This window comes from Haloarcula nitratireducens (genome assembly GCF_019599505.1).
In genome coordinates this window covers 115,645-140,363 of record NZ_RKLT01000003.1, presented here as the reverse complement: position 1 = coordinate 140,363, position 24,719 = coordinate 115,645, and the positions used below count along the sequence as shown (strand labels likewise).

Here is a 24,719-nt window from a genome sequence, read left to right as displayed (position 1 = left end):
GAGAGAGACGGGGCGGAGGGCGGGTAAGGGGCTGGCCAGCCCTCGCAAGTCCGGTCGAGCACGACCGGTTCTTCTCGGCGGGCGGAACGCCGTCTGCACCCCGATCACAGACGGGAGTCTGCTCTTGCAAGCAGTCGTCACTTCCGCGTTACGACTGTCTTTCGAGTACATGGCAGACTCTATCGAGGACGTGTCCACGGACCCCGAGACGACGCGACGGCTGATGACGGACGGCGGCGAAGACGAAGAGAACGGCGAGTCGGACGCCGACGAAGCGGAGACGGAGGCCGACGACACCGAGGAGAGCGAGAACCAAGGGACCGAAGACCAGGAGAGCGAACAGAGTCAAGAGAGTGAGAACGAAGAGAGCGAGCAGGATCAGGGGGGCGAGCAGGGCGCCGAGGAGGGCGACGGCGACACGGGCGTCCTCTATCTCGACCTCGAGGGACTCTTCGTCGATCTCCTCGGGCTGGAGGTCGACCTGGACGAGGTCGAACTCGACGTGACCGCGAGCAAGGGCGACGGGAACCTGCTCGGCAACCTGCTCTCGGCAGTTTCGGGACTGCTCGACGGACCGGGTCTCGGGAGCCTGCTGGGCGGCCTCGGCGGCGGACTGCTCGGTGGCGGTGACGACGAAGACTCCGACGGCGGCGGCATGGGCGAGTACGTCAAGGGGTCGGCCCAGTCGGTGATAGACGACATCCCCGTCGAGAAGTTCGTCAGTCAGTTCATCAGCGAGCTGGTCACGCAGCTGACCCAGTCGTCCAGTTCGGACTCGTCGAGCGGTGACGAGACGGAGGGGAGCGACGACTCATGAGCGACGACGCACTCGCGTCGGCCGTCGATACGAGGGAGATACTGTCGAGCCTCGACTACGAGGAGCTGTTCGAAGGGACGAAACTGGAGGGGATCGAGCAGGAGGACGGCGACATAACGGAAGCGGTCGGTCGCAGGCTGGGCGAACTGGCCGGCCGCAAGCTCGGTGAGCTCCTCGGCGGCTACCTCGGCGCGATGTTGATCGGGCAGCTGCTCGAAGGGTCGGACGACGGCGAGGAGACAGCGGAAGACGAAGAGACCGCGGGAGACGAGGAGAGCGCCGAAGAGAGCGACGACGAGACCGACTCGGACGATGGCGAGGAATGAACGACCGAACCGACGGTAACCATGAGTGATACGTCCAGAGCGGCCGACGCCGTCTCAGAATCGGTAGCCGTGCTAACCGACTCCCTCGAATGGGTGCCGGACGAGCTAAGCGGGGACGGAGAGGGAGACACGTCGCCGGGGCGCGCGGTCGGCGCTCGCATCGGCGGCGAGATCGGAGCCGTCCTCGGTCGCTCGGTCGGCGAGCTCGTCGCCGCCGGGCTGCAAGAGGGGAACTCGTCCGACGACGTCCTCGAGGAGGTCCGCGAGTTCCTCGTCGCGGTGTTCTCCGAGCTGCTCACGGACGCCGACGCCGACTCGGCGCTGGCAGAGATCCGAGAGACCGCACGCTCGCTTCCCGAGGAGACCGGCGAGGAAGCGACGGACGAGGAAGGAACGGGCGAGGACGAGTCGAGCGCAGACGACGATTCGGCGGCGGAAGCCGAGTCGGAGGCGGATGGGACGGAAGCGGCCGACGAAGCCGAGGAAGGCGAATCGGAAGCGGACGGCGAAGACGGGGCGGGCGTCACCTCCCCCGAGGAACTCGACAACCTCCGCGAGGAGACGCTCCGGGAGATCCTCGATCTGATGTCCTACGACGAGCTGCAGTCCATCGCGAAGAAGGTCGGCGTGAAGGCGAACCTCGACACGGAGACGATGCGAGAGCGCATCGTCGAGGAGTTCACGGCCGAAGAGGGCTCCGGCGACGGCGAGGACTCGACCGACGAATCGGACGAGTGAGGACGCGACCGCGGCGAGAAACCGAACGGATGGGCGAACAATGACAGAGGACACGGACGAGCGACCGACGGAAGACCGGGTCGAGCAACTGCTCCGAGCGGCTCGCGAGGAACTCGACGACGAGTCGAGCGAGGAGCCGTCGTCGTCGCTCCGAGACGTGGCCGCCGAGGCCGACGAACTGATCGAGAGCGCCACCACCGAAACGCTGCTGGAAGCGACGGGCACAGACCTGCCGGAAGGCAGCGGCCCGGAGACGATACCGAAGGCGCTCTCAGAGAGCGACCCCGAATCGGTCGCCGAGTTGCGCACGCTCTTCTTGCTCTCGGAACTGTCCGAGACGGAGGACGACGCGGCGGCGGAGCCGCTCGAAGAGCTCCGGGAACTGACCGCGCCGGGGGACGCGGCGACCACGGCCGCAGACGAGGCCGAAGAGGAGTCGGGGACAGGAGACGAAACGGACGAGCACGCCGACGAAGCGGCCGAAGACGAGGAGCGAGCCGAGACCGACGGAGAGCCGGAGGCGGAGAGCGAACCGGTGACGGAGAGTTCGGCCGAACCGGACGACAGTTCGGACGCGGACAGCGACGAGTCGACGGCCCTGATGGCGCAGTTCGGTGAGGAACTCGATTTAGAGCTAACCTCCTCGCTCGACGATTTCCGCGAGGAGATAGAAGCGGCCCAGTCGTCGCTGCGAGACCAGGTAACGGAACCCGACGAGTCAGACGAGGCGGACGAGACGTCCGAGACGTCGACGGCCGAGGACGACGCCCCAGACGAGACGTCGACGGCCGAGGACGACGCCACAGACACCGTGGCCGACCCCGGCCATCGCCGGAACACTTTCTCCTCGATCCCCTCGGCGAACCGACCGGATATGCGCCAACCGCGACGGCTCTCGACGCTGCAGCCCTCGTCCGCGGACGACGAAGAAGAGTGAGGAGTGGGCGCTTCGGGGTCGTCGCCCGCGGCGTCCAGTTTCCCGACGCTGCCGGCATATGCGTGCCGAAACGCTATGTCGATGACGAACGATAACGCGGAGCATGCTCGGTAGCATTCGCGCGATACTTCAGCGGATCATCAGCTTACTAATCGCCATCGTCACGTTCCCGCTGCGCCTGCTGCGGTCCCTGTTGTAGCGGGCGCTACCGGTCCCAGCGTTCGAGGCGGCGCGATCGGCTCGTCCGCCTCACGAGGCGGCGTCGCCGACTGCCCGAACGCGGATCTCCAGCACGCCGTTGTTGAACGTCGCGGCGTCCACCTCGAAGACCTCCCACGGGAGCGACACCCGGTCGACGACGGCCTCGTCGACGAGAATCACGAGGTCGTTCGTGCGCTCGCCGACCGCGGCCGAGACGTCGTCGAAGTCGGTGTCCGGCAGGTCGGCGACGACCGTCACCCGGTCGCCCTCGCGGTACGTCCGGACGTGGCTATCGACCGTCGACTCGTCGCGGTCCCGTCCGTCGACCTCGTCCGAACCCGACGAGGACTGCTCGGTTCCGGCCCGCTCGGGACGGTGCCCGAGGCTACCTCGGTCGTCGCTCGCGCGGTCGCCGTCGAGAAGGCCGTCGACGAGGTCGCTCAACGAGAGGCCGAATTCGATGTGAATACCGTCGTCCGCGTCGGTACTATCGCGGTCCCCGTCGTCCGAACCACTGTTGTCACCAGAAGTCATGGTCAGTGCTGACTACGTTCACGTAACGCGAGCAGCGGCAAAAGGTATCGCCCGGAATGCACTACCCCGTTCGGAACCGGGCTCCGATCCGCCGGCGCGACCCGCCGCCTCAGAACGAGGCGACGCCGCGCTTGATCGCCTGGATGACGTCCTTCTGCTGGAGGTAGCTGGCCGCCGCCAGCAGCGTCGGTGCCCACAGGCCGACGAAGATGCCGCCTTCCTTGTTCCCTTCGCCGTAGAACTTGTACCACGAGTAGAGGACCGACCCCGCCGCGAGCGTGGCTACCGGATCGCCCATCGACAGCGGCGTCGATTCGGCGACGTCGTCGACCTTACTCGTCGCGTCTACTTCCGTCGTCTCGGACTCGCTCTCTGATTGGATTCCCATTGCGACTGAAACGACGGACCGACGCCCAATCCGTCCGCTGCCTGTACCTGCAGACGACCCCTCCGCGTCGGGAATCCGCCGCCGACGACCGGTCGCTACGCCCGCATCGCGGTTCACGACCGCCGAGGAATTCCGTCCCTACGAGATCGGGACGGCTGGTCGTCACCGCCGTCGATCGCCGCGCAAGCCCATTACCGGTCGCTCGTAGTCGTCTGCTCCGTTGACGACAGTCGCATCTGCATCCAATGGGGTGGAGAGGGTTGGAACGGCTTCAGTCCACGGCGCGCACGCGAAAGCGCCGCCGGTCTCGCAGCCGTATCGCCGTTTCACCGTGTTCCGAACGATATCGAATTCGACAGCTCGTCGTCGTCATCGAATGCCGGGGCCAGAGCGGATCCCTCGGGCGGAGTTCGTCCGTTCTGAACCGGCGAAGCGTTCCGAGATGCGCGTTTCAGTCCAACCGCGCGGCTGTCTCTCCGCTTCGGGTATAACCACCACGCAGGAACAAGCAGTAACGGTCCCGCCGCGCCCCGCGTACTCCGAATGCGATGGCACGAAACTTCACTGACGACGACCGCGACAAAGACGTCGTCACCGCAAACGGCAACCGCATCGGCTCCATCCGCAACGTCGACGACGACCGGGCGACGGTCGACCGCGACGACGACGGCGGTCTCACGGACAAGATCAAGGACATGCTCGGCTGGGGCGACGACGACTCGAACGAGGTCCGCAACGAGCACGTCGACAGCATCAACGACGACGAAGTTCGGCTGCGCAGTTCGAAATAAGCAGCCCCCGTTCGACCAGTTATTTTTCGACGTGCGATACTCACCGGACAGCCGCTGTCAGATGCCGGTCAGCGACGGCCTTGCAGCGCGAGGCGGTCGCGATCGAGGACGGGCTACGCCCGTCGCAGCGAGAGGAGGAGCAACAGCACACCGAGCGCCAGGAACACCGCCTCGCCGGTCCTGAGGAGGTAGAGGTCGCGGCCGATCGTCTGATAGCCGTCGTTCAGCCCGAACTCGTACGTCGCTTCGGTGACCGAACCGATCGCGAGGCTGACGAACCCGATCGACGCGATGAGGAACGAGGTGACGTCTTCGCGCTGGTAGGCCTTGTACGAGATAGCCGCTAGCATCAGCAGCAACAGGAACACCACGAAACTCGAAACTCCGAACAGCAACTGCTCCGGCGTTCCCTGAGTCTGCAGGAGAGTCGTTCGGACTGCACCGGCCACCGCGGTCATCGGCGTTCCCCCAGCGAGCGCCACACGCGACTGAACCGGTCGACGATGTCGTCTCTGACCTGCACGTCGACGCGGAACTGGTCTCGCTCGACGGTGAAGGTGACCGCGTTCACCTTCGTCCGGAACGTGCTGTACTGGTCCCCGTTGTCGGTGATCTCCGTCTCCTCTTTCAGGTAGTTCGCCTCGACGAGATCGTCGGTGTGACGGTAGATAGTGGCCGCGGAGACGTCGATCTCCTCCTGGAGGTTCTGGACCGACATCGGCTCTCGGCTGGCGAGCTGGAGGATCTCTCGGGCCTCCTCGGTCGAGACCGCGTCGATGAGGTCCTGCGTTCTCAGGTCCATCCTCTTTCGGGCTCCTAGGCAGTGCCAACCGTTTCATACTTCCGCTCGCGTCGGGTTTGCACGCTCTGCAAACGCGGTTCGGGTTCAAAAGTAGGGAACTCGTACCCCCGTGTAGCCTACTCGAAGCAGTGATCTCGAGGGGCGGGTTCAACCTATGAGTAGTGAACTACACGCTCTCGCTCGCGACACCGAGGCATCGGAGACCGCCGAAAAGATCGACGTCACGCTCGAGTTCGCGATCGAGGAGCTGGGTATCGGCGAGTTAGTCGACAACGACGATCTCCCCCCTGTCGAGCGGGTCGCCCTCGACCCCGAGTCGGGGACCGGCGACGAAGTGGGGGTCGTCGTCGAGTGCCGACTCGACGGCATCGATGCCGGCTCGGTGTTCCAGCTCGTGGCCGAGAGCCAGCACGCACAGCGCCTCGTCTTCGACGACCGAGCGGGGACCGAAGGCACCGACGTCTCGCTCGAGGGGCGCTCGGACGGCGGCGCGCCGCTGTTCGATTCGTGCCTGGGCGAGGACGCCGCGTTCGACCGCCTCGCCTTCGACTTCCAGAGCGAGGACGACGCGGTTCTCGTCACGCTCCGCGGGCTGATCGACGGCGAACGGAGCGCGCTGACGGACTTCGGGGACGACCTCCAGCAGATCGTCTTCGAACCGTAGCGGGCGAAGCGCCGCCGCGGACGTTCGAGAGGTGCCGATCTCGTCTCGTGCAGTCCGCGGTATGCGCTCCGGGCGACCGACGACGCGACGAACTCGCTGGGGCACGCTCCCGGGTTCAGTACGCGTACGTGGCGCGCTCAGATGGCCTCACTGACCTCGGAGAGCACGTCGGCCGCGACGAAGAGGACGACGTGGTCGCCCGGTTCGACGACCGTCTCGCCTCGGGGCGCGACGAACTCGCCGTCGCGGGTGATCGCACCGAATACGACGGCTTCGGGGAGTTCGGCGGCCACGTCGCCGACAGAGCGGCCCCCGAGGGCGCTGTCCGCGTCGACCTCGACTTCGAGGACTTCCGCCTGTTGGTCCTCGACCAGCGATAGGTTCTCTATCCGTCCCCGGGTCTGGCTCCCCTGCGTGAACCGGACGATCTCCTCGGCGGTGGCCTTTCGGGGGTTGGCTGCGACGTCGACGTCGATACCGACCCGCTCGAAGATATCGGCGTACTCCCCGTTCTCGATGACGGTGACCGTCCGTCCGACGCCGATACCCTTCGCGAGCTGTGCCATCATCAGGTTCGTCTCGTCGCCCGGGAGCGCCGTAACGACTGTGTCGGCCTCGTCTACGCTCTCGCTCAGCAGGAAATCGAGGTCCGTACCGTCGTGGTTCATCACGACTGTCTTCTCTAGCCTCCCCGCTAGCTCGCGCGCGCGGTCGGCGTCCCGTTCGATCAGCCGCGGCCCGAGCCCTCGCTCTTCGAGGAGCCGCGCCGTGTGATAGCCGACGCGACTCCCGCCGACGATCACGACGTCCTCGACTTCGGACGACGCTTCGGGCGGCGTGACCGCCTCCGAGAACTCCTCGATGGCGTCCGGACGCCCGATGACGACGACTTTGTCACCGACCTCGAAGGTAGTCCGGTCGGACGGGATCGTCACGTCCCCGTCCCGGACGAGGGCAGCGATGGTGACGCCATCGATGCGGTCAGCCTCCTCGACGGTCTGAGAAACGAGCTCCCCGCCCTCGGGCAGTTCGAACTCCCCCATCTCGGCTTCGCCGCCGGCGAACGGATCGACGGTCAGCGTCGAAGGTAAGCCGACGATGTCGGCGATGTTCTCGGCGGTGAGGACGTCCGGAGAGACCATGTGGTCGACGTCGAACGCCCGCGACGAGCGGTTCCACGTATCGAGGTAGTTGACGTTTCTCACGCGCGCTATGGTGAAGGTGTCTCCGGCCGTCTTAGCGGTCGCACACGTCGCGAGGTTCGTCTCGTCGTCGTCAGTGCTCGCGATTAGGAGGTCCGCGTCCTCGATACCGGCCTCTATGAGTACGTCGCAGTCGGTCCCGTCGCCCTCTATCGCCAAGACGTCGTGAGAGTACGTGAGGTCCTCGACCGTTTCCGGGTCGACGTCGACGACGGTTACGTGATGCTCCGACGCGAAGCTGGCGGCTATGTTCGAACCGACCTCGCCCGCACCGATGATGATTACCCGCATCTGTATCCCTCGGAGTCGTACACGAGGTACGTCTACGGGCCCAGGGGATACCAAGTCTGTGATTAGGTCGCTCACCGGACCGGCTCCGGACCGGTAGACGGCCCGAGACAGTCGCTCGTCTCACCGCCGCCAGTAGGACGGCGTGAACAGGACCAGCACCGATAGAATTTCGAGACGGCCGAGCCACATGAGGAAGATCATGTAGAGTTTCGTAGCCGCTGAGAACCGCAAGAAGTTGTTCATCGGCCCCACGACTCCGACGCCCGGTCCGACGTTCCCGAGCGTCGCGATCGACGCGCTCACCGCCTCGATAGCGGAGATGTCGAGACCGATCCGGAGACTGTCCAGATAGATGAGTATCGACGAGAACGCGAAAATGGTGAGGAACAGTATCGTGAACACGAGGACGCTCCGCACCGTCTCCTCGTCGACCATCTCTTCGGAGAACGTGACTGGTCGGACCGCTTCCGGGTGGACGGACGTGAACAGTTCGCGCGCCATCGTCTTTCGGATCGTGTACCACCGGATTATCTTGACAGAGCCGGCGGCGGATCCCGCGGAACCGCCGAGAAACATCGCCGTGAGTAGGATGAGCTGTGTCGACTGATCCCACGTGTTGAAGTCCATGCTGGCGTATCCGGTCGTCGTAACGATGGAGACGACTTGGAAAACCGCCTGTCGGACCGACCTCTCAACGTCGCCCGGCAGCGGTGGAATCGCGTCCGGCACTTCCGCGAGACCGAGACCGGTGAACAACAGTACCGCGAGTACGCCGCTGACGACGACCATAGCGGAGAGATACGACCGGAACTCCACGTTCCGGAGTAGCTTCTCCGGTCGCCCCGAGAACGCGTACCAGAAGAGCGCGAAGTTCGTCCCGGCGACGATCATGAACGCGATGATGGTCCACTGGACGGCCGGCGAGAACGGTTCGATGCTCCGAGCCTCCGGCGAGAAGCCGCCGGTCGGTAGCGTAGTGAGCGCGTGGGCGACCGCGTTGTAGAAGCTCATGTCCGCGAGACCGAGGAAGTTCAGCGCGTAGAGTGCCCCGGCCGCGGCGACCGTGAACCCGATGTAAATTTTCCAGAGCGTTCGGGCGGTGTTCTGAATACGCGGGGTGAGCTTGTCGATCGAGACCCCGGGGGCTTCCTCGCTCATTATCTGCGCGCCGCCGACCGAGAGCTCGGGGAGGATGGCGATCATGAGAACGAGAATTCCCATCCCGCCGATCCACTGGGTGAGCTGCCGCCACATCAGTATCGACCGCGGGTGGCGCTCGAACGATATCTGGCTCAGCACGGTCGATCCGGTGGTCGTGAACCCGCTCATGCTCTCGAACAGCGCGTTCACCGGGTGGGCAACTGTCCCGTTCCCCGCGATGAGATACGGTAACATCCCGACCAGCGGGACGACGAGCCACGTGAGGCCGACCAGGAGGAACGCCTCGCGATTGCCGAGTTCGGGACCGGTCCGGAGTCGTCCGAGCGCGACCCCAAGTCCGAACATCACACCACTGGTCACCAGAAACGGTACCGGACTCTCCCCGTAATATAGAGCGACGGCCGTGGGGAACAGCGGTGCGGCGGCCAGGTACTTGAGTATTAGCCCGACGAATCCCAGACTGGTCCTGTAATCTACGTGCGTCTGGACGTCGAACCGCAGATAGCTCCGAACCGAATCCAGAAAGTCGCCACTCATACCATCTCCTCATCGGACTGGTCGAAGCGACGTGAAAGTGGCGATATGCGATACCGACGACAGTTCGTCTTCGAACCGTAACGGACGCTCCACGTCGTCGGCCTCGTCGATACTGGGCTCTCTTGCCATCGATGTTCGCTATCTCCGGTGGAAGTACCCGTGAACCGAGCGGCGACGGCCCTCAGAGCCGCCGAGCGAGGGCGGCCACGGCGAGCAGTGCGACGAGTCCGCCCCCTGCGGCGATTCCCGTGATCGGCAGGCCGCTATCCACGTCGGCCGGCGTCGCCGTGTCGACGGGCGTCTCCGCCGTCGACTCGGACTCTGGTGTCTCGGTGTCCGTCGCCGGCGCAGTGGTCGGCTCAGTCGGTTCGCTCGTGGTCGACTCCCCGTCGGTAGTCGATCGAGGCGTCTCGGTCGCCGTCGGCTCGGGCGTCGGCTCAGCGGTCGGTTCCGGGGTCTCGCTGTCGGCGGAATCTCCGCCGTTCGAGCCGCCGGACGACCCCGAGTCGCCACCGCCTCCGCCGCTCCCGCCTCCGCCGCCCCCGCCGCCGCTACGGGCTTCGGTCACGGTCAGCGTCCCGTCTCGAATCTCCGAGACGGCGTACCCGTCGCCGCGCTCGTCGAAGGCGAGAACGGCGTCGTTGTCGGTCTGCGGCAGGACCGAGAGCTCGGTCGAGCCGGCGGTGCGGCCCTCGACGGTGACGGTCAGGATCGCTACCTCGCCGCTGTCGGTCGTATTCGCCGTGGCGTACTCGACGCTGGCCCACGAACGGTCGTCGGCGTAGGTCACGTTCGTCAGGCTCGGTGCGCCGCCGATCGTGACGTTATCTATCGACGCCACGCTCGGGTCCGCGACCGCCACTCGTAGCTCGGCTGCGCCCACCCCGCGGTCGGCGCTCCCGACGACGACGTCGACGGTCGTCGTCTCGTCCTGTTCGATCTCCGATTCGGTCGGTGTCACGAACACGTCCGTCGTTCCGGCGGCGCTCACTGGCGCGGCGACGCTGACGAGCAGCGTTAGCAGGAGCGCGGCCGCGACGACGGCGTGCTGTCGGTTTCCGGTCATCCTTGCTTCCCACTCCTGACCCGGTGAGGTTCCCTTAAAGATATAGACTGACTGAACGGTCCGGGTGGCTCCGGAAGTGTCTCGGGTCGTTTCCGTAGGGACCGTTTAACCGGCGAGCGACCGCGTCTCGACCGACTCGTGACATCGGTAGACGGGCGATACCACTTGTATCAGTGACTGTGTCCGGCGTCGAGCGGTCGGAAAAAAGCGATGTCGTGACGGTTCCGCGGTCGGTTACTGCGACGTGGTAACCTCGTAGAAGGCGGCCTGCACGTCACCGATGCTTATCTCGCCGTCGCCGTTGAAGTCGAACTGCTCGACGTTGTCGAGGACGACGTCTTTGTCCTGGGTGTAGGCGGAGAACAGCGCCTGCACGTCCACGATGTTGAACTCGCCGCTGCCGTTGATGTCTTCGAGGACTGCGTCGTCGTCCATGTTCGCGGGCGGCGTGTCACCGACGACCGCTCCGACGCTCACGGACAGCGTCGCGTCGTTGGTGCTGTCGATGGTGTAGCCGGTGCCCTGCTGATTGTAGACCTTGTTGTCCGACAGCGAGATGTCGGTCTCGCCGACACTCTCCGCGGAGAGGGTGATCGTCGCGACAGTCACCGGGTCGTCTGCGTCCTGGGGCAGACCGTACATTCCGATTTCAGCGGTCTGCTCGGTGAAGTCGACATTCTGGTTGTCGCCCGTAGCGGGCGTCGAGACGTCGGTGATTATCGCGTTCGACGTATCGGAGACCGTGACGTTACCCTCGAAGGCTCCGACGTCGTCGGTGCCGCTGACGACCACGTCGTAGGTCACTTCGTCGCCGGTCGTGGCGGTCTGGTCGGCGGGCACGAGGCTCACGTCGACCGCTCCGGGTGAGGGCTCGGACGCGGCTTCGACGGTTATCTGCGCGCTCGCGGTGTCGTCGTCGGTGGACACGCCGTGCGTGTACGTACCGGCAGCGACGCCAGTCGTGTCGAGCGTGAACTGGACGTCCTCGCTCGCGCCGCTCGCGAGCGTCACGTCCTGACTGTCGATGACCGAGCCGTCGAACGTGAACTCGACGGTCTGGGTCGCTTCCTCGTCGCCGGTGTTCTCGACCGTCGCCTCGACGGTGACGGTGTCTCCCTGCGTCGCGGACGCGGGCGCGTCCAGGTTCGTAATCTGGAAGTTCGCCGGCGCGGGCGCGGCGCTGACCGAAACCGTCTGGGTTGCCGTAGTGGTCGCGCCCTCGTCGTCGGTGACGGTCAGTTCGACCGTGTAGTCGCCTTCCGAATCGAACGCGTGGGTGACGGACTGGCCGCTCGCCGTCTCACCGTCGTCGAAGTCCCACTCGTAGGAGGCGATGGAGCCGTCGTCCGACGCGACGGCGTCGAAGGTCAGCTCTTCGCCGACCTGAGCGCTCGTCGGTCCGCTGATGGATGCGCTGGGGTCTTCGTTGACCGGGTCGACCGTGACGCTCACCGTGTCGGTGTCGGTGCCGCCGTTACCGTCGGCGACTTCGACTTCGAAGGTGAGCGTGGTCGTGCTGTCGACGCTCGGCGCGGTGAACGTCGGCGAGACGGTGTCCGAGACGCTCACCGACGGTCCAGCGGTCTGGGTCCACGTGTAGCTCAGCGAGTCACCGTCCGGGTCGTCAGAGCCGGAGGCGTCGAGGGTCACGTCGTCACCCTCGTCGACCGTCTGGTCGCCGCCCGCGTCTGCGGTCGGCGGGGTATTGGTCTGTTCTTCCTCGACCGTGATAGTCGTCGAGTCGGTGTCGGCGAAGCGGGTCGAATCAGTTTCGGGAGTCACAGCCGACCCCTCCGCGTCGATAGTGTACTCACCGGGACTGGCGTCCCCGGGCACCTGCACTGTGTACGTGACGGTGTAGGAGACGTTAGCGCCGGCGCTGCCGCCCGAGAACCACTGCCAGGTCCCGTCACCGTCGTAGGCGGGCCCGCCCTCGGCCTCCTGATTCGTTATCGTCCATCCGTCAGGTGTGGTGACGTTCAGTTGCGGAGCGTTGAGCTCTTCGACTGTGAGATCGGTCGTAAACGTCACGGTACCGCCGGGGTTGACTGTCGTGCTATCCGCCGATTGGGAGACAGAGACGCTCGGCGCAGCCGCGGCCGTCCCCACTGGTCCGAGGACCGAGAGGATGACCGCGAGCGCGAGGAACGCCGCTGTCGCCCGCTTGAATCGAGTCTGTATCGTCGTGCTCATGAGTTGCTGTATTGTCGCTGATGTCGTCGTTCGTTGCTACGCGGCTCGTCGTGCTCGGAAGCCCCACTCGCTGTCCGCGGCTGGCGTAGCCGCTGATGCGTAGGGCGTCGCCGCACACCCGCCGCCGTTCGATGTTTCTGGCAGTTACCCCCGAACGGCGAGGGGCGAGGGCGAACGCTTGTGCGCCGGACATCCGGCGCGGAGAGGGGAGTTCCGAGCATCGTCTTCAGTCGCGTCTCGTTACGCGCTCCCCCCTTCGACGATCTCAATGGCTCGGACCTCCGGATTCTCTACAGCACCTTGTTCGAAGGTGACGGTAACCGTGCCGTCGCCGTTCTCGGTGACGTTGAAGCTCTTCATCGTCCCGTTAGCGTGGCCGACGTCGGCCACGGGGTCGTACTGCGTCAGGACCTGCTGGTCCTCGATGGAAACGTTGAATTGGCGTTGACCGGGCTCGCTCGTACCATCGAAGGAGTTAGCGAGGTAGAGTCGAACCTCGACGTCCTGTCCGGGGTCGGTGTCGAACTCCCAGGTCATGTTGCCGTAGCGCTCGCAGTCCCAGACGCCGTCGGGCGTCGAGGCGGGAACAGTTCCGTCGGCGGTGACGTTGGCACCGCCGCAGTAGGTGCCGCCGTTGGACGACGCTGCCGAAGCGAGGTACTGCGAACTGGTGTCCGCGACGCCGGTCCAGTCGGGACCGTCGTCGGTCGCACCGATCGTCGTACTCTCACCGGCGTTCACGCGGTGGAGCACCTGCGTGCCCGACGAGTCGCTCCCCTCGGCGTACTTCATGACGACGACGTTCGACGTCGCGCCGGTATCGCCGCTGCCGTCCTCGACGGCGGCGACGAAGTAGTTGAAGCCGCCCTCGACGCCGCTACCGGACGTGTTGGTGAGCGTGACGTCGACCGTCGCCTGACCGTTGCCGTCCAGTTGGACGGTCTGGTAGTCGACGTTCTCGGCGGTGTTGGCCTCGTAGGCTTCGAGATCGTAGCCGTCGGCCTGGTTAGCGAGTTCGAGTTGGCCCTCGACGTGGAGCAGCTGGACGGTCGCATCGGCGGGGCCGGAGACCGTCACGGTCTGGCTGGCCGAGGAGACCGTCGCCGCGCTGTGCTGGCTGTCGAGCGCGTCCGAATCCAGCGAGACGCCCTCCGCGCCGGTCGTCGGCGCGGTCGGGACGTCCGCTTTCGCGGCGGCCTGCGAGCCGCCGGCACTACCGTCGCCGAACAGGTTCGTCGTCTGGGTGGTGCCGTCGGCGTACTCGACGGTCACCGTCGCACCCGAGAGTTCCAGTCCGGAGACGGAACCGGCCGCGCCGGTTCCCGAAGCGTCCTTGATGCTCGTCGGGTCGATGTCCGTCGAGAAGGCGAAGGACTCGCCGCTCTCGAAGTCGCCGAAGTCGACGGTCAGTTCGTCGTAGCCGTCGTCACCGTTCTGGCCGTTGTGCGGTGCCGCGAACGACCCGGACGGCGAGACGGCGCTTTCACCGCTGTCGGGCGTGAAGCCCTTCGCACCCGAGTCGCCGGCGGTTCCCTGCGGGTCGAAGACCACGTCGGGGAACGCCGCCGAACTCAGGTCGTAGGTGACCGACGTTATCTGCTGGTCGCCGGTGTTCGCGATCTCGAAGGAGCCGCCGTTGTAGGTGCTGGCGTCGACGCCGCCGTTCGCGTTGACGGCGAAGTCGGCCGAGGCGGCCCCGCTGGACCCGCCCGAGCCGTCGTCGGCGCTCTCCTCGTACTTCAGGACCACGACGTTCGAGGCGAGACCCATGTCGCCGCTGGCCTCGCCGTGTGCGGCCACGAAGTAGTTGTAGCCGGCGTTACCCGTATCCGAGTCGCCGGTCGTGTTGGTCAGCGTGACCGGGACCGTGGCCTCGCCGTTGCCGTCGAGCGTGACCGAGTAGTACTCGACGGCTTCGGCGTCGTTGGCCTCGTAGGCTTCGATGTCGTAGCCCGGTTCGCCGTCACCGTCGGCGTCCGGGACGTTCGTCAGCGTCAGTTCGCCCTCGACGCGCACGAGCGTGACCGTCTCTCCCGGCTCGCCGGTGACCGTCACCGTCTGGTCGGCCGAGGAGACCGTCGCCGCGCTGTGGTAGTCGTCGAGCGCGCTGTCGTCGAGCGAGACGTCCTGTGCGCCGATGGTCGGCGCGGGGGCTTCGCTGTCGTTGACGACGGCGGTCGCGCCGCCGGCGCTCCCGTCACCCATCAGCTGGGTGGTCTGGGTCGTCCCGTCCTCGTAGGTGACCGTCACCGTCGAACGGGCGAGCTCCAGTCCGGAGACCGGACCGGCCTCCTGCGAGCCGACCGTCGCGCCCTTGATGCTGGTCGGGTCGTTGTCGGCCCAGAACGTGGCCGTCTCGCCGCTCTGGAAGTCGTCGAACTCGACGGTCATCACGTCGTAGCCGTCGTCGGCGTTCTGGCCGTTGTGGGGCTCCGAGAACGCGCTGTAGTCGCCGTCGGTGGTTTCGGCGGTCGTGATGCCGGTCCCGCCGTCGCTGGCGATGTTGAACCCTTCACCGGTCGGGTCACCCGCAGTCCCCTGCGGGTCGAACACCATGTCCGGGAGCGTCGCCGTATCGAGGTCGAACGACACCGACGAGATGTTCTTCTCGCCGGTATTGGTGACCTGATAGGAGCCGCTGCCGTAGGTGCTGGTCTCTAGTCCGGTGTCGGGCGTCACTTCGACCAGCGCCGACCCGGTGGCGGTGTCGCCGTCACCATCGCCGGAGCCGTCGCCGACGGTCGCGCCGGTCACCCACAGGTTCACGAGCTGTTGCATCTGCGAGTTGCTGATGGTCTCGCCGCCGGTGTTCGGCACCTCGCTACCGGTGGTCCACCAGTTGACGGCCTGTTGAATCTCCTCGTTCTCTATCTGCGTGTCGTCGCCGTCGTCGTCGTAGCTTGCGACCGCCTCTGCGACGGTCATGTCGCCGCTACCGCCGCCGTCGCTGACTTTGACGACTTCGATGGCCGAGATTTTCGGGTTCTCCTGCTCGTGCAGGAACTCGACGTCGATGGTGCCGTCCGAGGGCGTCACCTCGGAGGCCTCCATCACGCCGACGTCGTGACCGTACTGCTGATAGATGTTGTAGTCGTCCAGTTCCGTCTGGTCCTCGACGACGACGTCGAAGGTCCGGGGACCCTGACTGTCGACGTTCGAGGAGTCGAGGAAGATCTCGGCGAAGTAGAGGCGAACCTCGTAGGTCGCGCCCTGCTCCGCGTCGAACGACCACTGCATCTCGGTGTCGTCGGCGGCCGAGCCGGTGGTGTTCACGTCGTAGCGCTCCGTCTGGAACACCGACGCGGGCGTGCTCGACGGCACCGAGCCGTCGAGCGTGACAGTGTCGCCCGTGCTGTACGTGTTGAGGCCGTTGTCGCCGTCGGCGTTGACGTACTGTGACGGACTGCTACCGGTATCGGCGCTCCACGCGGGACCGCCGTCGGAGGCTGCAACCTCCTGACCGCCGGCGTTGACGCGGTAGACGACCTCGCCCTCGGCGGGCGCGGTGTCGGTGTCCTGGACGGTGACGTTCACCGTGTCGGCGTCCGTGGCCTCGCCGTCGGAGACGTTGACCTCGAAGGTCAGCGTCGTTTCGCTATCGACTTCCGGCGCGGTGAACGTCGTCTGCTCGCCGTCGTTGACGCTCAGACTGACGTCGGGACCGGCCGTCTGGGTCCACGTGTATCCGAGCTGGTCGCCGTTCGGGTCGTCGGAGCCGGAGGCGTCCAGCGTGACCTCGGTGTTCTCGTCGACGGTCTGATCAGCGCCCGCGTCGGCCGTCGGCGGCTGGTTCGCGGGCGGGGTGACGTACTCGACGGAGATGTCCGTCCAGGTCGCCGAGAACGTGTTGCTCGCGCCGTTGGACGTCGAGATGACGCCGAACGCCGGTGCGACGCCGTCCGAGGTGTCGAACCAACTGGCCGGGACCGCGGCGGTTCCGACTTCGGTCGTGTTACCCGCGACTTCGTACTCGGCGGTGACCGCGACCTCCTCGACGCCGTTGTCCGGCGCGGGGTCGGTCGTCGGGTCCACCGTCATGCGGAGCGTCGTCTGTGACGTCGTGACCGCGTTGTCGCTGACGACGTTCGGCGAGCTCGGGTGGGTGAAGGAGTCGTCGACCTCCTTGGCGAACTCGATGCCGCCGTTGCCGCCGTCGGCCGCGACGACCAGTTTCGTGTAGTTCGACTGGTCGCCGGTACCGATGAACAGCCCGGCGGACTGGTAGTTCTCCGGGTTATCCGGGAAGCTACTCACCGTCGTCTCGACGGTGAACGGCTCGTCCGGCGTGTCCGCGCCGAACTGGAAGCCGTACTGCTGGGTGTTCGTGTTCGAGTAGGCGTCCCCCTGCGGGACCTGCTCGACGGTCAGGACCTCGGCCGCGCCGCCGACCGTCATCTGCGTCGGGTCGTAGAGGTCCTGGTAGTTCTGTCCGTTCATCATCAGCCCGGTCCAGCCCTGTCCGTTCTCGCCGAAGAGGCTGAGTTCGGAGAGGTCGTGCTGAACCGGCAGCGTCGTGTCCATACCGTTGCTGGCGTCGACCGCGAACGGGTCCTCGGTGTCGTTGAGGCCGTCGTTGTCGTCGTCCGGGTCGTTGAGGTTCGACGTGCCGTCGTCGTCGAAGTCGGCGGGCGTCGAGGCCGACGAACACGGGTCGGTGCCCGCGTCTATCTCGTCGGCGTTGTCGTAGCCGTCGCCGTCCTCGTCGAGCGAGGCGTCGTCCGCCCCGGTACACTGGGTGCCGTCGCCGCCGTCGTCCTCGTAGTCGACGGGTTCGAGGACGGTGATGTCGTTGCCGCCGTGGTTGGCGGTCCAGATCGTCCCGGCGAACACCTCGTCGTCGTCCTGTGCGGTGGCCCCGAGGGGGCCGCCGGTGTTAGCGATGGTCTCGACGTTCGTGACCGTCGCGCCGTCGTCGCTCAGTTCGACGCGCTCGATGTCCCCACCGAGCTCTATCTGCACGAGGTCGCCCTGCATGGCGCCGCCGAAGTTCGAAGCGGTGTACTCAGTGGTTGCGCCGGTCGGTCCGAAGAGGACCGGGTCACTGTTCTCGAACTCCATCGTGTTCGCACTGCCGGCGGGCGCGCCCGGGTCGGGCGAGCCGCTGGTCGGCGGGATGTAATCCGCTTCCGCCGGGTTCACCATACTGGACGGGACCGGGGAGTTCGACGCGTTGATGTCGAATATCATGTTCCCGTTCGCGTCGTAGATGTCCGCGCCGGTCGGGTTCGCGCGGATGGGCGCGGCGTGGCCGCCGTAGTCGCCCTCGTCGACCTTCACGAGCTGGTCGTTCGTGCTGAAGCTCCCGTCCTCGTTCGGGTGGTTCGTGACGCTCGCCGCGTCGGCGACGGTGTTGCCGCTCGCGTCGGCGGGTTGGCCGCCCCAGCCGCCGTTCGGGCCGTGGTCGGCCGCGTAGACCTGGCCGCTCTCGGTGACGACGAGGTCGTACGGGTTCCGATACCCGGGCGAGTAGATCTGCACCGGTCCGCCCTCGACGAGCTTCGCCTGATTGATCCCATCGTTGCCGCCGAACGGCAGGTCGTCGCCGTCCGTCGCGTCGTCGTTCTGGATGGTCGGAATCCCGTAGAAGAACGACAGGTCAGGGTAGTTGCTGTCGTAGTTCTGCAGGTTCTTCGCCTGATAGTTGCTCTCTATCTGGGCGAGGTCGATCTCTAAGATTGCCGCCGAGAGCGCGTACTCGGACGTGTGCCCGAAGTTGTCGCCCGGCGCGCCCTTGTTCGTGTGCCCGCCCTGTGCGACGTACAGCGTGTCGCCGTCGGCGGAGAGGTCGAGACCGTTGGTCGCGTGGTTCTCCTCCGAGCGCGGGAGGCCGAGGACCATCACGTCGTGGCTGACCTCGCTCGCCTCTAGCGTGCCGTCGCTACCGGGCGAGATCGTCAGCCGGGAGATGGCACCGGAGTTAGTGTCCGTGTCGTCGTCGTCCTGCCCGACGTCGATCTCGGGGTCGGACGAGGAGACGTAGACGACCGGGTTCTCGGCGGTCCCGCCGGCGGTGATACCGGTAATCTGGCGGTTGGTCTCGCCGGATACGAGGTTTCCGAAGTCGTCGTGGTTCGGGATGTCTTTGATTGCGTCTATCTGGACCTCGTTGACGACCTGATAGCTGTTCTCGCCCGTGCGCTCGACCGTGAGCGCGTAGACGGTCCCGCCCTGCGTCGAGACGTAGGCGCGACCGTCGGGCCCGAAGTCGATAGCCGTCGGGTTACCCGCGCTGAACCCCTGTAGCTTGCTCTTCGAGAAGCCGGGGTCGACCGCGCTTGCGCCCTCGCCGGCCAGGTTGACCGTCAGCGGGGAGTTGGACCCGCTGTGACTGACTTCGAGCGTCGCGCTCTTCGAAGCCACCTCCGACGGCGAGAACGTCACCGGAATATCGGCGGACTCGCCGGGTGCGAGCGTCGTCTGTGACGCCGACCCCGCCGAGAAGGCGGCGTCGCCGCTGACGGAGACGCCCGAGATATCGATGCTCGGGTCGCCGTCGCCGCCGAGGTTCGTGACGGTGACCGTCTCGGTCTCGGTCTGTCCGGTGACGACCTGTCCGAAGTCGACCTCGGACGGGCCACCGAGCGTGTCGGGCTCCGGTTCGGTCGCGACGATCTCGATGGCGTTGACCTGCGGGTTCTCCGTGACGTGCCCGAAGTCAACGTCGATGGTTCCGTCGCTGGTGACGGTGAACGACTCCATCGCGCCGGTGTCGTCGCCGTACGTCTCGATGATGTCGAAGTTATCGAGGACGGTCTGGCCCTCTATCGAGACGTCGAAGACGCGGTCCCCGACGCTGCTGGTCCCGGAGTACCCGTCGTAGAAGTAGAGTCGGACCTCCACTTGCTGGCCCTGCGGGACGTCGAACTCGTACTGCATCTCTTCACCGCCGCTAGGGTCCCATCGTTCCGTTTCCCAGATCTGCGTGGGGGTGCCGGACGGCACCGAGCTGTCGATCGTGCTCGGCTGGCCGTGACTGGACGTTTCGTCTTCCCCAGCGACCTGGTAAGTCGATAGTGCATCCCAGGTGTTCCCGTCCGCCGTGAACGAGCCGCCCGCGTTCGCCTGGTGGAGTGTATGTGTCTGCCCCTGCGCTACCCCGACGCTGAACATCGCACCGATTCCCATCGCCGACGTGATCATCAGAACCGAAAACACGACCGCGAAAAGTCGCGTCGCTTCGTTCGCTCCCCTCATCCTCTCCCTATCTGATTCGCTGTGACTGTTTGCATGGTTCTCAACTGGCACCGACGGCGGCCACGCCGAACCCCCCTCCCGCACGAGCGGGTCCGAGCGACGCGACTCCCGCTCCGCTCACGCCGGGAGACAGCAGTCGACTGGCCTGTCGGAGCCATCGCTCGTCTCTGCTCCAGTTGACACCTTTGTTATGGCTCGTATGACCGAAATTTGGCACCGATAGCTATCGTTCAAAAGCCGGTTTACGACGGTTAGAGCGAGCTAGTGCGCAGGTGCTTACCAAGTGGGGGTAGCGAACTCAGAGATGCCGTTTCCGATGAGTTAGTCGGCCGTTTCCACCCGCGAAATGCCTCGATTCTCGCGGTTACGGAACCCGAGATGGCGCTGTCGGCACTGGCGTTCGAGAACGAGAGTGACTGCCCCGATCGTCTCGAAGAGGAGCTATCGGTGACTCCGGCCGGTCGCTATCGCGCGGCGAGCGACGCGTCTACGGCGGAACGGTGTCGATCGGACGGTTAGCGACTCGCCCGGCAGACGGCGCTATCGCTCACGAGTTAGCCGGCAAAGAACAGTCGGCAGCGTGGTGCTATCGTCGGTCTGATTCGGGGTTGTGCTTGCGGCGGTACGTACCGACCATTTTCCAGATGGTGTCGTCGATGGCCTCTCCGTTGGCCTCGTCTTCGAGCTGGCGGTACAGGTTTTCCGAGACTTCGATGCGAGGCATCAACTGTGCATATGGGCCGGGAGTTAATAAAATCTCTCTGACACGGAATCGAGTAAACCATTCGATTCAGGCGGGCTGAACGACGAGTTGGTCACTCCGAGTACAGCCACCGCGCGCCGAAGGCGACGAACCACGCCATCCAGACGCAGAAAACCGTCAGCCACGCGGCGTACCGCACCGTCGGGTCCGGCGCGAGATAGTACGCGACGAGGAGACAGAGCGCGACGCTCGCGGCCGCCGCGGCGTCGAGTCGGGTCGGCGCGGGCGGCCCCATAGACGACCTACTGCGAGATGCCGTAGGTGTCGCTCGTCCAGTCCCGGGCGGGGTGGTCGTACACCGGCTGGTGGCGGCCGATGTCGTCGATGCGCTGTCGGTCCTCCTCGGCGAGGTCCCAGTCGAACAGTTCGAGGTTGGCCCGAACGTGGTCCGGCGAGGTGGACTTCGGGAGGGGAACGACGTCGTTCTCGACGGCCCACTTCAGGATGACCTGCGGCACCGAGCGGTCGTACTCCTCGGCGACGGCCTGGATCGTCTCGTCCTCGAACACCTCGGTCCGACCGAGCGGCGCGGCGGCCTCGACGACGGTATCGGTCTCGCGGCAGTGCTCGACCACGTCGTCCTGGGTGTTCCACGGGTGGTACTCGATCTGGTTCACCGCGATGGGCACGTCGCTGACGTGTTGAGCGGCGCTGAGCTGGTAGGCGCTGAAGTTCGAGACGCCGACGTTTCGGACCTTCCCCTCCGCTTTCAGGTGGGCCATCGCGTTCATCGTCTCTCGAATGGAGATGGCGGGGTTGGGCCAGTGGACCAGATACAGGTCCAGATACTCCGTGTCCAGTCGGTCGAGCGACGCCTCACAGGCGGCGATGACCGACTCGTAGTCGAGGTGTTTCGGCAGGACCTTCGAGGTGAGGAAGTAGTCCTCGCGCTCGTAGTCGGCGAGCGCGTCGCCGATGGCGGCCTCGTTGCGGTACCCCTCGGCGGTGTCGACGTGGCCGTAGCCGGCGTCTAACCCCGCCCGCACGGAGTCGCCGACGGTGTCGTCGTCCAGTTGCCAGGTCCCGACGCCGACCATCGGGAGTTCGTCGCCGCTCGGCAGTGTCGTGGTGGGAATCGTCACGTTCCCCCGAAGTCATCGGTGGGCAAAAACGGTTTGGCCCAGTCAGTTCGGATCGGCGACGGCCACCGGCGTTCCCTCTTCGGCGCTCCGATACAGCGCGTCGATCGTGCGCATGTTCCCCATCGACTCCGCGCGGTCGACGCGGGGCGTCTCGCCGGCCTCGACGGCGTCGGCGAACGCCTCGGCCTGCAGGGTGTACTGATCGACGGCGTCGAACGTCTCGGTCGCCTCGCGCCCGTCGACGGCGTAGGTGAGCGACACCGACCGGTCGGGACCGGGACCGAAGCAGTTGCGCGCTTCGAGCCAGCCGTCCGTGGTCTCGACGCGGTAGCGCTCGGCGTTCGGCGTATCGAAACCGCAGGCGATCCGCCCGGCCCGGCCGTCGTCGTATTCGAGGACGCCGGAGAAGGTCGTATCGACGCCGGTCCCCCGGGAGTCGATAGCGTGACCGTACGCGCGGTCGGGTTCGCCCAGGAACCCGCGAACCGCGCTGACCGCGTAACAGCCGACGTCCATCAGGCTGCCACCCGCGAGGTCGGGGTTCATGCGGATGTCCTCGGGGTCGTCGAGGCGGAAGGTGAACGTGGCGTCGACCGAGGTGATATCGCCGAGCTCCTCGCTGACGACCTCGCGCGCCCGCTCGGTCCGCGGGTGGAACTGGTACATGAACGCCTCCATCAGCGTGCGGTCGCGGTCCTCGAAGTACGAAAAGAGGTCGGCGGCCTCGGCGGCGTCGACGGCGAGCGGCTTCTCACAGAGGACGTGCAGCCCGGCGTCCGCGGCTCGCCGGCTCCACTCCGCGTGGAGGCCGTTGGGGAGCGGGTTGTACACCGCGTCGACGTCGGCCTCGGCGAGCATCGTCTCGTAGTCGCCGTAGGCCGACTCGATACCGAGTTCGTCGGCGACGGCGCGGGCGCGATCGGCGTCCCGAGAGCCGATCGCGGCGACCTCGTGGTCGCTCCGCTGGATGGCTGGAATCACCGACTCGCGCCCGATCCTCGCCGTCGAGAGCACTCCGAAACGCATGTCGAAGTCGTCGCTTCCCACGCACCTAAACACACCCCTCCGAGGGCGAGATCAGTACGGTTGCGTGTGGTCGGGCGACTGGCGTCGGGGCGCGCTACCGGAGAGGTCGGCGACGCACTCCCGACAGAACTGGTAGCCCCGCTGGTTGACGGTGCCGCAGTGAGCGCAGTTGACGGTCCCGTCGGCCTCCTCTTCCTCGTCGCTGCCGACCGCTGGCCGCGTCTCGGCGTCCGCCTGGGTGGCGCCGGCGGGGTCGCTCTGCCGGCGGTAGGCGTACAGCATCGTCAGGACGTGAAGCCCGACGAGCAGGGCGATGGCACCGTACAGCCATTCGCTCCCCATCATACGTACTGATACGGCGACGCGATACTTGAGGGTTGTGCATGAGTAGCATACTTCGGCGGGGTCGTCGGCTCCGACGTGTCCCGGCGTCGTCGAGCGAGCGTTGAAGTAGGGAGACGCGGCCAGCGACGTGCATGTGCGAAAAGCGGGGAGACGATCGCTGATGGGGCGGCGGACGCTCGTCGCCGTCGCGCGTGCGGACGGCCGATTCGACTGTCGGTACGCGCACTGGGGCGTCGACGCCGACCCGATCGCCCAGTCCGAGCCGCTCGGGACGGGATGGCCGGCGGCGGCCGTCCGTGCGCGACTCGACGCGGGGTTCGACCAGTTGCTCGTCTGTGACGGGACGGTCCGGCGCTACTGCGTCTGTTGGCTGGATCCGACGCTCACCGACCCCGAGGACGTCGCGCTCGCCCGAACTGACGACCCGGCGGCGCTGCGCGAGTGGTGGGTCGAGGTGAAGGGCCGGGCCTGCGAAGTGGTCGGCGACGGTATCGACGCCCGGACCGTCCGGGACGGCCTGCTCGCCGCCCTCCGTCTGCGGGCCGACGTGGCGTTCCCGCCCGACGACGCGTCCTTTTTACGGACCGACCGCTAACCGCGAGTCGTGACCGCCGAGAGCGCCGTCGAGACGCTGAGTCACCCCGCCCCCGACACCGCGCGCGACCTCGTCGAGCGCGCGATCGATCGGGGCGCGATGGTGACGCTGTTCGGTGCCTGTACCGTCGAGTACCAGGGCCGCGCGGCCAGCTCGCTCGGTCTCGGCGACCGCCACGTGACGCTGAAGCCCGACGGGACCGCGCTGGTCCACACCGACGAGGGACAGCAACCGGTGAACTGGCAACCGCCGGGCTGTGACCACTCCGTCACCGTCGCCGGGGCGTCGCTGGTGATCCTTTCGGAGCGGACCACGCCCGACGAGGAGCTCGAGATCGCCTTCGAGACGGTGGCCCACGCCGCGGCCTTCGACGTGAGCGATCCCGAGGAACTGGCCGTCACGGGGACCGAAGCCGACCTGAAAGAGCGGATACTGGAGACGCCCGACCTCGTCGAACCGGGGTTCACGCCGCTCGCCACCGAGCGCGAGACGCCCGCGGGCGCGGTCGACGTCTACGGCGAGGACGCCGCCGGGCGAACCGTCGTCGTCGAACTCAAGCGCCGGCGGGTCGGCCCGGACGCCGTCGGCCAACTGAACCGGTACGTCGACGCGCTCAGACGGGACTTACACGCCGAGACGGAGGTCCGCGGCGTCCTCGTCGCGCCGTCGGTGACCGACCGCGCTCGGCAGTTACTCGCCGAGAAGGGACTGGAGTTCGTCTCGCTCGCGCCGCCGTGACCGCCCGCTAAACTCCGCGGGACCGTCCGATACCCTCGATACCGAGAATCAGTAGACCTCGATGTCGCCGGCCGCGGTGACGACCACGTCGTGGCCGTGGTAACTGAACGCGACGTGCGCGACCGTGCCGCCCTCGACGAGCGCGGCGAGCGCGTCGGGGTCCACGGCCGTGTTGAGGGGCGGGAGCGACTCGATCGGGTCCTCGCTGACGTTCGAGACCGCCTGGACGACGGCCGGGGCGACGGCCTCCGGGTCCTGGAAACTGGTCGAGACCAGCGGGGCCGTAGACGGGGTGTGGGCTGACGTTCGCATAGTGGATGTCATCTCT

Annotated in this window: 23 protein-coding genes; 8 read left to right on the top strand and 15 right to left on the bottom strand. The window is 66.4% G+C overall.

Annotated features, from left to right (window positions below):
• Positions 1–169: 169 nt before the first annotated feature.
• From EGH23_RS10620 to EGH23_RS10605, 4 genes are read left to right on the top strand one after another with little or no spacing between them, the layout of a single operon-like run.
• Positions 170–817, top strand: a complete 648-nt coding sequence (locus EGH23_RS10620) for a hypothetical protein (RefSeq protein WP_220579985.1) — start codon at positions 170–172, stop codon at positions 815–817.
• On the top strand, positions 814–1,143 hold the full coding sequence (locus tag EGH23_RS10615; RefSeq protein ID WP_220579984.1) for a hypothetical protein: 330 nt from the start codon (positions 814–816) through the stop codon (positions 1,141–1,143). Before EGH23_RS10620 ends, EGH23_RS10615 begins: the two co-directional genes overlap by 4 nt.
• 21 nt (positions 1,144–1,164) lie before the next feature.
• Complete coding sequence (locus EGH23_RS10610; RefSeq protein ID WP_220579983.1) at positions 1,165–1,881, top strand: hypothetical protein; 717 nt, start codon at positions 1,165–1,167, stop codon at positions 1,879–1,881.
• A 40-nt stretch (positions 1,882–1,921) separates the two neighbouring features.
• On the top strand, positions 1,922–2,818 hold the full coding sequence (locus EGH23_RS10605) for a hypothetical protein (RefSeq protein WP_220579982.1): 897 nt from the start codon (positions 1,922–1,924) through the stop codon (positions 2,816–2,818).
• A 249-nt stretch (positions 2,819–3,067) separates the two neighbouring features.
• Here the strand turns inward: EGH23_RS10605 and gvpH are convergent, their stop codons facing one another.
• Both gvpH and EGH23_RS10595 read right to left on the bottom strand, forming a co-directional pair.
• Positions 3,068–3,553, bottom strand: coding sequence for a gas vesicle protein GvpH (gvpH, locus tag EGH23_RS10600; RefSeq protein ID WP_220579981.1), 486 nt, complete (start codon positions 3,551–3,553; stop codon positions 3,068–3,070).
• 109 nt (positions 3,554–3,662) lie between these two features.
• Complete coding sequence (locus EGH23_RS10595) at positions 3,663–3,941, bottom strand: hypothetical protein (protein WP_236044763.1); 279 nt, start codon at positions 3,939–3,941, stop codon at positions 3,663–3,665.
• A 548-nt stretch (positions 3,942–4,489) separates the two neighbouring features.
• Between EGH23_RS10595 and EGH23_RS10590 the strand changes: the two genes are divergently transcribed.
• Positions 4,490–4,732: a hypothetical protein gene (locus EGH23_RS10590; RefSeq protein WP_220579980.1), complete on the top strand. Its 243-nt coding sequence runs from the start codon at positions 4,490–4,492 to the stop codon at positions 4,730–4,732.
• 113 nt (positions 4,733–4,845) lie between these two features.
• On the opposite strand, the gene EGH23_RS10585 is transcribed toward EGH23_RS10590, so the two are convergent.
• On the bottom strand, positions 4,846–5,190 hold the full coding sequence (locus tag EGH23_RS10585) for a hypothetical protein (RefSeq protein ID WP_220579979.1): 345 nt from the start codon (positions 5,188–5,190) through the stop codon (positions 4,846–4,848).
• The gene (locus tag EGH23_RS10580) at positions 5,187–5,534 is read right to left on the bottom strand and encodes an ArsR/SmtB family transcription factor (protein WP_220579978.1); all 348 of its coding nucleotides are present in this window, start codon (positions 5,532–5,534) and stop codon (positions 5,187–5,189) included. The genes EGH23_RS10585 and EGH23_RS10580 overlap by 4 nt, the downstream gene beginning before the upstream one ends.
• A gap of 154 nt (positions 5,535–5,688) precedes the next feature.
• On the opposite strand from EGH23_RS10580, the gene EGH23_RS10575 reads away from it, so the two are divergent.
• A complete protein-coding gene (locus EGH23_RS10575; protein WP_220579977.1) occupies positions 5,689–6,198 on the top strand; it encodes a hypothetical protein in 510 nt (169 codons plus the stop codon).
• Between the two features lie 137 nt (positions 6,199–6,335).
• Here EGH23_RS10575 and trkA read toward each other — a convergent pair whose 3' ends face one another.
• The 10 genes from trkA to EGH23_RS10525 all read right to left on the bottom strand — a co-directional run bounded on the left by trkA (position 6,336) and on the right by EGH23_RS10525 (position 23,058).
• Positions 6,336–7,691: a Trk system potassium transporter TrkA gene (gene trkA / locus EGH23_RS10570; protein ID WP_220579976.1), complete on the bottom strand. Its 1,356-nt coding sequence runs from the start codon at positions 7,689–7,691 to the stop codon at positions 6,336–6,338.
• Positions 7,692–7,811: 120 nt separating this feature from the next.
• Positions 7,812–9,389, bottom strand: coding sequence for a TrkH family potassium uptake protein (locus tag EGH23_RS10565; RefSeq protein ID WP_220579975.1), 1,578 nt, complete (start codon positions 9,387–9,389; stop codon positions 7,812–7,814).
• Between the two features lie 181 nt (positions 9,390–9,570).
• On the bottom strand, positions 9,571–10,455 hold the full coding sequence (locus tag EGH23_RS10560; RefSeq protein WP_220579974.1) for a hypothetical protein: 885 nt from the start codon (positions 10,453–10,455) through the stop codon (positions 9,571–9,573).
• A 234-nt stretch (positions 10,456–10,689) separates the two neighbouring features.
• Entirely contained in the window at positions 10,690–12,648 is a 1,959-nt protein-coding gene (locus tag EGH23_RS10555) for a PKD domain-containing protein (RefSeq protein WP_220579973.1), read from the bottom strand.
• A 240-nt stretch (positions 12,649–12,888) separates the two neighbouring features.
• Positions 12,889–19,803, bottom strand: a complete 6,915-nt coding sequence (locus EGH23_RS10550; RefSeq protein WP_220579972.1) for a malectin domain-containing carbohydrate-binding protein — start codon at positions 19,801–19,803, stop codon at positions 12,889–12,891.
• 625 nt (positions 19,804–20,428) lie between these two features.
• On the bottom strand, positions 20,429–20,566 hold the full coding sequence (locus tag EGH23_RS10545) for a hypothetical protein (RefSeq protein WP_164509626.1): 138 nt from the start codon (positions 20,564–20,566) through the stop codon (positions 20,429–20,431).
• 91 nt (positions 20,567–20,657) lie between these two features.
• A complete protein-coding gene (locus EGH23_RS10540; RefSeq protein ID WP_220579971.1) occupies positions 20,658–20,840 on the bottom strand; it encodes a hypothetical protein in 183 nt (60 codons plus the stop codon).
• A gap of 7 nt (positions 20,841–20,847) precedes the next feature.
• Positions 20,848–21,642 carry an aldo/keto reductase gene (locus tag EGH23_RS10535; protein ID WP_220580303.1) on the bottom strand — a complete coding sequence of 265 codons (795 nt, stop codon included), beginning with the start codon at positions 21,640–21,642 and terminating at the stop codon, positions 20,848–20,850.
• 87 nt (positions 21,643–21,729) lie between these two features.
• Entirely contained in the window at positions 21,730–22,713 is a 984-nt protein-coding gene (locus tag EGH23_RS10530; RefSeq protein ID WP_220580302.1) for a Gfo/Idh/MocA family protein, read from the bottom strand.
• A gap of 51 nt (positions 22,714–22,764) precedes the next feature.
• On the bottom strand, positions 22,765–23,058 hold the full coding sequence (locus EGH23_RS10525; RefSeq protein ID WP_220579970.1) for a DUF7577 domain-containing protein: 294 nt from the start codon (positions 23,056–23,058) through the stop codon (positions 22,765–22,767).
• Positions 23,059–23,218: 160 nt separating this feature from the next.
• Between EGH23_RS10525 and EGH23_RS10520 the strand changes: the two genes are divergently transcribed.
• Together EGH23_RS10520 and nucS are read left to right on the top strand one after the other, a co-directional pair.
• On the top strand, positions 23,219–23,653 hold the full coding sequence (locus EGH23_RS10520) for a DUF6735 family protein (protein WP_220579969.1): 435 nt from the start codon (positions 23,219–23,221) through the stop codon (positions 23,651–23,653).
• A gap of 9 nt (positions 23,654–23,662) precedes the next feature.
• Positions 23,663–24,391, top strand: coding sequence for an endonuclease NucS (gene nucS / locus EGH23_RS10515; RefSeq protein WP_220579968.1), 729 nt, complete (start codon positions 23,663–23,665; stop codon positions 24,389–24,391).
• A gap of 48 nt (positions 24,392–24,439) precedes the next feature.
• On the opposite strand, the gene EGH23_RS10510 is transcribed toward nucS, so the two are convergent.
• Positions 24,440–24,703: a HalOD1 output domain-containing protein gene (locus EGH23_RS10510; protein ID WP_220579967.1), complete on the bottom strand. Its 264-nt coding sequence runs from the start codon at positions 24,701–24,703 to the stop codon at positions 24,440–24,442.
• Positions 24,704–24,719: the final 16 nt, after the last annotated feature.

Excerpts from the sequence above, each read along its gene's own strand:
- EGH23_RS10620 (WP_220579985.1), top strand. The coding sequence starts at position 170 with ATGGCAGACTCTATCGAGGACGTGTCCACGGACCCCGAGACGACGCGA.
- EGH23_RS10615 (WP_220579984.1), top strand. The coding sequence starts at position 814 with ATGAGCGACGACGCACTCGCGTCGGCCGTCGATACGAGGGAGATACTG.
- EGH23_RS10610 (WP_220579983.1), top strand. The coding sequence starts at position 1,165 with ATGAGTGATACGTCCAGAGCGGCCGACGCCGTCTCAGAATCGGTAGCC.
- EGH23_RS10605 (WP_220579982.1), top strand. The coding sequence starts at position 1,922 with ATGACAGAGGACACGGACGAGCGACCGACGGAAGACCGGGTCGAGCAA.
- gvpH (WP_220579981.1), bottom strand. The coding sequence starts at position 3,553 with ATGACTTCTGGTGACAACAGTGGTTCGGACGACGGGGACCGCGATAGT.
- EGH23_RS10595 (WP_236044763.1), bottom strand. The coding sequence starts at position 3,941 with ATGGGAATCCAATCAGAGAGCGAGTCCGAGACGACGGAAGTAGACGCG.
- EGH23_RS10590 (WP_220579980.1), top strand. The coding sequence starts at position 4,490 with ATGGCACGAAACTTCACTGACGACGACCGCGACAAAGACGTCGTCACC.
- EGH23_RS10585 (WP_220579979.1), bottom strand. The coding sequence starts at position 5,190 with ATGACCGCGGTGGCCGGTGCAGTCCGAACGACTCTCCTGCAGACTCAG.
- EGH23_RS10580 (WP_220579978.1), bottom strand. The coding sequence starts at position 5,534 with ATGGACCTGAGAACGCAGGACCTCATCGACGCGGTCTCGACCGAGGAG.
- EGH23_RS10575 (WP_220579977.1), top strand. The coding sequence starts at position 5,689 with ATGAGTAGTGAACTACACGCTCTCGCTCGCGACACCGAGGCATCGGAG.
- trkA (WP_220579976.1), bottom strand. The coding sequence starts at position 7,691 with ATGCGGGTAATCATCATCGGTGCGGGCGAGGTCGGTTCGAACATAGCC.
- EGH23_RS10565 (WP_220579975.1), bottom strand. The coding sequence starts at position 9,389 with ATGAGTGGCGACTTTCTGGATTCGGTTCGGAGCTATCTGCGGTTCGAC.
- EGH23_RS10560 (WP_220579974.1), bottom strand. The coding sequence starts at position 10,455 with ATGACCGGAAACCGACAGCACGCCGTCGTCGCGGCCGCGCTCCTGCTA.
- EGH23_RS10555 (WP_220579973.1), bottom strand. The coding sequence starts at position 12,648 with ATGAGCACGACGATACAGACTCGATTCAAGCGGGCGACAGCGGCGTTC.
- EGH23_RS10545 (WP_164509626.1), bottom strand. The coding sequence starts at position 20,566 with ATGCCTCGCATCGAAGTCTCGGAAAACCTGTACCGCCAGCTCGAAGAC.
- EGH23_RS10540 (WP_220579971.1), bottom strand. The coding sequence starts at position 20,840 with ATGGGGCCGCCCGCGCCGACCCGACTCGACGCCGCGGCGGCCGCGAGC.
- EGH23_RS10535 (WP_220580303.1), bottom strand. The coding sequence starts at position 21,642 with ATGGTCGGCGTCGGGACCTGGCAACTGGACGACGACACCGTCGGCGAC.
- EGH23_RS10530 (WP_220580302.1), bottom strand. The coding sequence starts at position 22,713 with ATGCGTTTCGGAGTGCTCTCGACGGCGAGGATCGGGCGCGAGTCGGTG.
- EGH23_RS10525 (WP_220579970.1), bottom strand. The coding sequence starts at position 23,058 with ATGATGGGGAGCGAATGGCTGTACGGTGCCATCGCCCTGCTCGTCGGG.
- EGH23_RS10520 (WP_220579969.1), top strand. The coding sequence starts at position 23,219 with ATGGGGCGGCGGACGCTCGTCGCCGTCGCGCGTGCGGACGGCCGATTC.
- EGH23_RS10510 (WP_220579967.1), bottom strand. The coding sequence starts at position 24,703 with ATGCGAACGTCAGCCCACACCCCGTCTACGGCCCCGCTGGTCTCGACC.